The following is a 7,315-nucleotide window of genomic DNA, read 5'->3' on the forward strand; positions in this document are numbered from 1 at the left end:
GAAAGTACGATGCCGAAGATCAAGGTGAAGAATCCGGTCGTCGAGATGGACGGCGACGAGATGACCCGCATCATCTGGAAGTTCATCAAGGACAAGCTGATCCTTCCCTACCTCGACATCGACCTGAAGTATTACGACCTCGGCATCGAACATCGCGACAAGACCAGCGACCAGGTCACGGTCGACTCGGCGGAGGCCACCAGGAAGTACGGCGTCGCCGTGAAGTGCGCGACGATCACGCCGGACGAGGCGCGCGTTAAGGAGTTCAACCTCAAGGAGATGTGGCGCTCGCCCAACGGCACCATCCGCAACATCATCGGCGGCACGATCTTCCGCGAGCCGATCGTCTGCAAGAACGTGCCGCGGCTGGTGCCGGGCTGGACCAAGCCGATCGTGATCGGCCGTCACGCCTTCGGCGACCAGTATCGCGCCACCGACTTCGTCGTGCCGGGCAAGGGCAAGCTGACCATCAAGTTCGAGGGCGCCGACGGCAAGACCATCGAGCACAACGTCTATGACTTCCCGGGCGGCGGCGTCGCGCTCGCGATGTACAACAACGACGAGTCGATCATCGGCTTCGCCCGCAGCTCGTTCAACTACGGCCTCAACCGCGGCTGGCCGGTGTACCTGTCGACCAAGAACACCATCCTGAAGCGCTACGACGGCCGCTTCATGGATCTGTTCCAGAAGGTGTTCGACGAGGAGTTCGCCGGCAAGTTCAAGGCCAAGGGCATCACCTACGAGCACCGCCTGATCGACGACATGGTCGCCTCGGCGCTGAAGTGGGAAGGCGCCTTCATCTGGGCGTGCAAGAACTACGACGGCGACGTGCAGTCCGACACCGTCGCCCAGGGCTTCGGCTCGCTCGGCCTGATGACCTCGGTGCTGATGACGCCGGACGGCAAGACCGTCGAGGCCGAGGCGGCGCACGGCACGGTGACCCGCCACTATCGCGAGCATCAGAAGGGCAAGCCGACCTCGACCAACCCGATCGCCTCGATCTTCGCCTGGACACAGGGCCTGAAGTATCGCGGCCAGTTCGACGGCACGCCGGACGTGTCGAAGTTCGCCGAGACGCTGGAGAAGGTCTGCGTCGAGAGCGTCGAGAGCGGCAAGATGACCAAGGACCTCGCGATCCTGATCGATCCGACGCACCTCTACCTCACCACCCAGGACTTCCTCGCGGTGCTCGACGGCAACCTCAAGGACAAGATGGCCAAGTGGTAGTCGGCGGTGCAGATGGTTGTCGCACCGGCTGGGTGATCTGCCGGCGCGACACCGACGGCACGCTGGACATAAGAGTCGTGAAGACCCTCGCAGAAGCCTGCGAGGGTCTTTCCACCTTGGCGGTCGACATGCCGATCGGCTTCGTCGACGTCCCGCGCCCGCCGCGCGCCTGCGAGGTCGAGGCGCGCAAGCTGCTGCCGGGCAAGGCGAGCTCGGTCTTCCCGACGCCCTGCCGCGCCGCCCTCGCCTGCACCACGCACGCCGAGGCCAATGCGCTCAGCAAGACCATGGGTGTGGGCCTCAACCGGCAGACCTTCCATCTCTTCCCCAAGATGCGCGAGGTCGACGCGCTGATGCGCGCCGACCGGAAGCTCCAGTCGATCGTCTACGAGGCGCATCCCGAGCTCGCCTTCGCGCGCATGAACGGCGGCAGGCCGGTGCTGAGCAAGAAGCGCCAGCCCGACGGCCATGCCGAGCGCCGCAAGCTGCTCGCCCGGCACGGCTTCAAGACCAAGGTCGACCGCCTTTCCGGCGCAGCGCGCGATGACATCCTCGATGCAATCGCCGTCTGCCGCACGGCAACGCTGATCGCCGCCGGCAAGGCCACCTGCCTCGGTCCGACCGACGAACGGGATCGCCACGGCCTGCCGATGAACATATGGTTCTGAGATGAATGAGATCCTCGTTGGCGACGGTACCCATTCGGTCGAGCTTGGCGGCGCCGCCATCGATGTCTTCACCTGGCGTCCAACGGTCGCGCCGAAACTCCTGCTCGTGGTGTTTCACGGCATGCACGCCGACGCCGACACCTACCGCGACCGCGCGGTTCCTCTCGCGGAGAAGCTTGGCGCCGTCGTTGTCGCGCCGAAGTTCGCTCCGCCCAGTTTCACCGTGCCGTTCTATCAGCGGGGCGGCGTGGCGCCGGACGGCGTGTTCATCCCGCCCGGCAAGCGCACGGTGGATCTGATCGCGCCGCTGATCGGCTGGGCGCACGACGCTTGCAAACAGCCCGGCTTGCCGCATGCTCTGATCGGCCATTCGGCGGGCGGGCAGTTCCTGAGCCGTCTCGCCGCCTTCGCGCCGACCGGGGCGACGCGCTACGTCATCGCCAACCCCTCGACCTGGGTGCTGCCCAGTACCGAGGACGCCGTGCCCTACGGCTTCGGCGGCACGCCTAACGCCGATGCGGCCCTGCGCGCCTATCTCGCCTTGCCGATCACCGCCCTGCAGGGCCTCGAAGACATCGGGACCGAGAACCTCTCGTCGGAAGCCGAGGCCGTCGCCCAGGGCCCCACGCGCCTCGAGCGCGGGCGCAACACCTTCGCCAAGGCGAAGGCCGCCGCGGCAAGACTCGGCTGTCCGTTCGGCTGGAGGCTCGCGGAAGTGCCGGGCGTCGGCCACGACTCCGCCGGCATGTTCTCCTCGGCGCAAGCGGCAGCGATCTTCGCGTGACCGTCGGGCGCGCCCTCGCCCTGCTCGCGATCGCGCTGTCCGGCGGCACGGCGGCCGCGCAGACGATCGCGCCCGACAACGGCGAGACGTCGGCCGCCATCCTCGGCACGACCCTGCGCGTCTTCACCTATCGGCCGCCCTGCGCGCCGCAACTGGTGCTGGCGGTGTTCCACGGCGTCGGCCGCGATGCCGGTCCCTATCGCGACGAGGCGCGGCCGCTCGCCGACAGGCTGTGCGCCATCGTCGTCTCGCCCGAATTCGACGCCGGCCGCTTTCCCACCGCGAAGTATCAGCGCGGCGGTGTGATGGAGAACGGAAAGTTCCTGCCGCCCGGCAAGCGCACGGTCGACATGGTGGCGCCGCTGATCGCCTGGGCGCGCCAGGTCTCGGCGCAGCCCGCCCTGCCCTATGCCCTGATCGGCCACTCCGCCGGCGGCCAGTTCCTGAGCCGCGTCGCCGCCTACGCCGCGCCCGACGCGGTGCACATCGTGATCGCCAACCCGTCGACCTGGGTGTTGCCGAGCCTGACCGATGCCGCGCCCTATGGCTTCGGCAAGGTGCCCGATGCCGAGGCGGCGCTGCGCGCCTATCTCGCGCTGCCGATCACCGTGCTGCTCGGCGGCGCCGACACCGGGACGCACAACCTCTCGTCGGAGCCCGAAGCGGTGGCGCAAGGCGCCAACCGACTGATGCGCGGCCGCACCACCTTCGCCAAGGCGCAAGCCGCCGCCCGCGAGCACGGCTGGACCTTCGGCTGGACGGAAGCCGAGGTGCCCGCCGTCGGCCACAGCGCGACGAAGATGTTCGCGTCGCATCAGGCGGCCGCGGCGTTCCGCTGATCATCGGACCGCGCACATCCTGCGCGCTCATGAGCGGGCTGGAAGCCCGCGGTCCAACGAGCGCTATTCCGGCTTCACTCCCGCCGCCTGCAGCACCGGCCCCCAGATCGGTGCCTGCACGGCGGTCCATTTGCCGAGCTCCTCCGGCGTGCCGCCCATCGCCACGAAGCCGCGCTTGCGCAGGTCCTCGCGCATCTCGGGCGTGGCGACCGAGGCATTGAGCGCCGCGTTCAGCTTGGCGACGATCGCCGGCGGCGTGCCGGGCGTCGCGATCAGGGTGTAGACGATCGTGCCGTCGACATCGCCGAAGCCCAGCTCCCTGAAGGTCGGGATATCGGGCGCCAGCAGCGCGCGCTCGGGCGCCGCCAGGCCGTAGGCCTTGAGCTTGCCGGCCTGGAGCTGCTGCGACACGCTGGTCAGGCTCGACATGCCGAGCTTGACGTGGCTGCCCAGCAGGTCGGTGACCAGCGGGCCGGTGCCGCGAAAAGGCACGTGGGTGAGCTTGATCTTGTTCAGGATGGCATAGCGCTCGGTCGCCAGATGCATCGGCGTGCTGATGCCGGCGGTGCCGTACTGCACGTCGCCCGGCTTGGCGCGCGCCGCCTCGGTGATCGCCGCGAGATCCTTCCACGGCGCGTCGGCGCTGCCGACGAACACCGATTCCTGCTTGGCGATGAAGCCGACCGCCACGAAGGCCGCAGGGTCGAAGGAGAGCCTGGCGATCAGGTAGGGCAGCAGCATCTGGTTGTTGCTGCTCACCAGCACGCTGTAGCCGTCGGGCGCCGCCTTGGCGACGATTTCGTGGCCGATGCTGCCGCCGCCCCCGCCGCGATTGTCGATCACCACGGTCTGGCCGATCGCCTTCTGGAACGGCTCCTGGATCGCGCGCGCCAATGCGTCGGTGCCGCCCCCGGGCGGGAAAGGCACCACCATGTGGATCGGTTGCGACGGATAACTCTGCGCCGCGGCGCCCGATGCGCCGACCGCGAGCGCGGCAAAAGCCGCAAGCATCACCCTAAGCATTACTCGGTTCCCTCCCGAAGGGCGGGAACCGTAGAGCGATTTCCAAGCAGATGGAACCGCTCGCGGTTCCATCTGCTCGGAAATGCGCGCGCGGGCGATGCTGGTCTCACCGGGCACATTCCGTCCGGCTGATTCCAGCCGGACGGAATGTGCCCCAGCGCCTTGTTCAGACCATTCCCAGCGCGTGCTTGTAGGTGTCGAGCAGCGCGTCCTGCTCGTCGCGGTCGGCCGCGTCCATCTTCCGCAGCGAAACGATCTTCCGCATGGTCTTGACGTCGTAGCCGACGCCCTTGGCCTCGCTGTAGACGTCCTTGATGTCGCTGCCGATGGCGCCGCGCTCTTCCTCGAGCTTCTCGATGCGCTCGACGAAGCTCTTCAGGCGATCGGCCGAGATCGGCCCGGCCTTGGTCTTCTTCGAAAGAGGGCTCCCGTCCGGCATCCGCTACTCCATGATCTTGTTGCCGGACCATAAGAGCGGCGACCGTGTCGACTCAATGATGACGACGCGATGAATGATGGGGATAACGGGGAGGATTGACCGCGCCCGATCCGGCGGCCCACCCTCCGTCCCCGAGCATCGGAGATCGCACGCGTGGCGCGCCTACATATCGTCCTTCTTGCCGTGCTGGCGCTGCTGCCGCAGCGGGCGTTGGCGCAGGCCTCGCCCGGGTCGGCAGCGGGACCGGTGGCGACACCGGTCGTGCAAAGCGTGCCCGAGGCGCGCGACATTCCCTTCCCCGGCGTCATCAAGCTCGCCGTCGATGCGACCGACCCTGCGCAGGCGATCTTCCGGGTTCGCCAGACCATTCCTGTCGTCGCGCCGGGGCGCCTCACGCTCCTGTACCCGCAGTGGCTTCCCGGCACCCACGGCCCGAGCGGGCCGATCGACAAGCTCGCCGGCCTGGTCGTCGCCGCGAACGGCCAACCGCTGGAGTGGCGGCGCGATCCGGTCGAGATGTTCGCCTTTCACATCGACCCGCCGCCCGGCACCGCGGCGATCGAGGTCGAGTTCCAGTACGTCTCGCCGACGGCGCCGAGCCAGGGCCGCGTCGAGGCGACCCCGGACATGCTCGACCTGCAGTGGGGCCGGGTGTCGCTCTACCCGGCCGGCTACTATGTCCGGCAGATCCCGGTCGAGGCGTCGCTGCGGCTGCCGTCGACCTGGAAATTCGCGACGGCGCTGGACGTCGCCGACAGCAAGGACGGCGAGACCGCGTTCAAGCGAGAGAGCTACGAGACCCTGGTCGATTCGCCCCTGTTCGCCGGGCGCCACTTCCGGCAGATCGACCTCGATCCCGAGGGCCGCTCGCCGGTGCGCTTGAACGTGCTCGGCGACCAGCCCGCCGATCTCGAGATCAAGCCCGAGAAGATCGCCAGGCTGCGCAAGCTGGTCCGCGAGGCCGACGCGCTGTTCGCCTCGCGCCATTTCGACCGCTACGATTTCCTGCTCGCGCTGTCTGACCGCCTGGGCGGCATCGGGCTGGAGCATCACCGGTCGAGCGAGAATGCCACCCGGACCGGCTATTTCGACAACATCACCGGCCTCGATCTGCTGCCGCACGAGTACGTCCACTCCTGGAACGGCAAGTTCCGCCGCGGTGCCGATCTCTGGACACCCGACTACCGCACGCCGATGCGCAACAGCCTGCTGTGGGTCTACGAAGGCCAGACCCAGTACTGGGGCCATGTCCTCACCGCGCGCTCGGGCCTGCTCACCAGGCAGCAGGCCCTCGATGCGCTCGCCCTCGATGCGGCGATCTACGAGGCCCGCGCCGGCCGCGCCTGGCGGCCGCTCAGCGACACGACCAACGCGCCGATCATTCCCGACCGCGGCCGCGATGCCTGGCGAAGCTGGCAGCGGTCGGCGGACTACTATGTCGAGGGCCAGTTGATCTGGCTCGACGTCGACACGCTGCTGCGCGAGCGGACGGAGGACAAGCATTCGCTCGACGACTTCGCCAAGGCCTTCTTCGGCATGGACGATGGGAGCTGGGTGACGAAGACCTATGGTTTCGACGACGTCGTCGCGGCGCTGAACGCCCTCGTGCCGAACGACTGGGCGGGCTTCCTCAAGGCCCGCCTGGAAGGACGCAGCGCCGCGCCGCTCGACGGCCTGACCCGCGGCGGCTACCGGCTGGTCTACGGTGAGGAGCCCAGCGACTTCCAGCGCGCGTACGAGACGCGCAGCAAGCGGCACGACTTCACGTTCTCACTGGGTCTTTCGCTCGGCGACGACGGCCAGCTTTCTTCCGTGGCCTGGGGCGGGCCGGCCTTCAAGGCCGGGCTCACGGTCGGCGACTACCTGGTGGCGGTCAACGGCGAGTCCTTCACGCCCAAGCACCTGAAGGACGCCATCGCCGCGGCCAGGACCGAGCACAAGCCGATCGAGCTGCTGCTCAAGAACGGCAGCCGCTACCGCACCGTCCCGGTCGACTATCAGGGCGGCCTGCGGTTCCCCAAGCTGCAGCGGATCGACGGCACGCCGGCCCGCCTCGACGCGATCCTCGAGTCGCGGGGTTAGCTCAAAAAACATTCCTCCCCCGTCATCGGGGGAGGTGTCAGCGTCTTACGCTGACGGAGGGGTCATGAGCCGCAGTCGTGCGGTCGCTCATGACCCCTCCGCCCGCGATTACGCGCGCACCTTGTGTCTTGGAATGGGTGCAGACTGCGGTCGCCAGAGGATCGGCTCGCACCCGATCCTCTGGCGCGGCAGGAGAGCCCGTCTGGCACCAAGACTGCACGTCGTTGGGGAGCTTGGGCCCCGGCCGTTGTCT

Annotated in this window: 7 protein-coding genes; 5 read left to right on the plus strand and 2 right to left on the minus strand. The window is 68.1% G+C overall.

All coding sequences use genetic code 11. The features are described from left to right. The first annotated feature begins 9 nt into the window (after positions 1–9). Genes J0J01_RS19045 through J0J01_RS19060 form a run of 4 tightly spaced genes read left to right on the plus strand, consistent with a single transcriptional unit; the run spans position 10 to position 3,518 of the window. Complete coding sequence (locus tag J0J01_RS19045) at positions 10–1,227, plus strand: NADP-dependent isocitrate dehydrogenase (protein ID WP_296383423.1); 1,218 nt, start codon at positions 10–12, stop codon at positions 1,225–1,227. After that, positions 1,221–1,895 carry a DUF429 domain-containing protein gene (locus tag J0J01_RS19050; protein WP_296383425.1) on the plus strand — a complete coding sequence of 225 codons (675 nt, stop codon included), beginning with the start codon at positions 1,221–1,223 and terminating at the stop codon, positions 1,893–1,895. The genes J0J01_RS19045 and J0J01_RS19050 overlap by 7 nt, the downstream gene beginning before the upstream one ends. Position 1,896: 1 nt before the next feature. After that, positions 1,897–2,679 carry a hypothetical protein gene (locus tag J0J01_RS19055; protein WP_296383427.1) on the plus strand — a complete coding sequence of 261 codons (783 nt, stop codon included), beginning with the start codon at positions 1,897–1,899 and terminating at the stop codon, positions 2,677–2,679. Continuing rightward, positions 2,676–3,518: a hypothetical protein gene (locus tag J0J01_RS19060; RefSeq protein ID WP_296383429.1), complete on the plus strand. Its 843-nt coding sequence runs from the start codon at positions 2,676–2,678 to the stop codon at positions 3,516–3,518. The genes J0J01_RS19055 and J0J01_RS19060 overlap by 4 nt, the downstream gene beginning before the upstream one ends. A 63-nt stretch (positions 3,519–3,581) precedes the next feature. Here J0J01_RS19060 and J0J01_RS19065 read toward each other — a convergent pair whose 3' ends face one another. Beyond that, on the minus strand, positions 3,582–4,529 hold the full coding sequence (locus tag J0J01_RS19065; RefSeq protein ID WP_296383444.1) for a tripartite tricarboxylate transporter substrate binding protein: 948 nt from the start codon (positions 4,527–4,529) through the stop codon (positions 3,582–3,584). 178 nt (positions 4,530–4,707) lie between these two features. Then, entirely contained in the window at positions 4,708–4,980 is a 273-nt protein-coding gene (locus J0J01_RS19070; protein ID WP_296383446.1) for a DUF2312 domain-containing protein, read from the minus strand. A gap of 153 nt (positions 4,981–5,133) precedes the next feature. On the opposite strand from J0J01_RS19070, the gene J0J01_RS19075 reads away from it, so the two are divergent. Continuing rightward, positions 5,134–7,062, plus strand: coding sequence for a PDZ domain-containing protein (locus J0J01_RS19075; RefSeq protein ID WP_296383448.1), 1,929 nt, complete (start codon positions 5,134–5,136; stop codon positions 7,060–7,062). Positions 7,063–7,315: the final 253 nt, after the last annotated feature.

The organism is Reyranella sp. (assembly GCF_017305915.1).
GTDB lineage: Bacteria > Pseudomonadota > Alphaproteobacteria > Reyranellales > Reyranellaceae > Reyranella.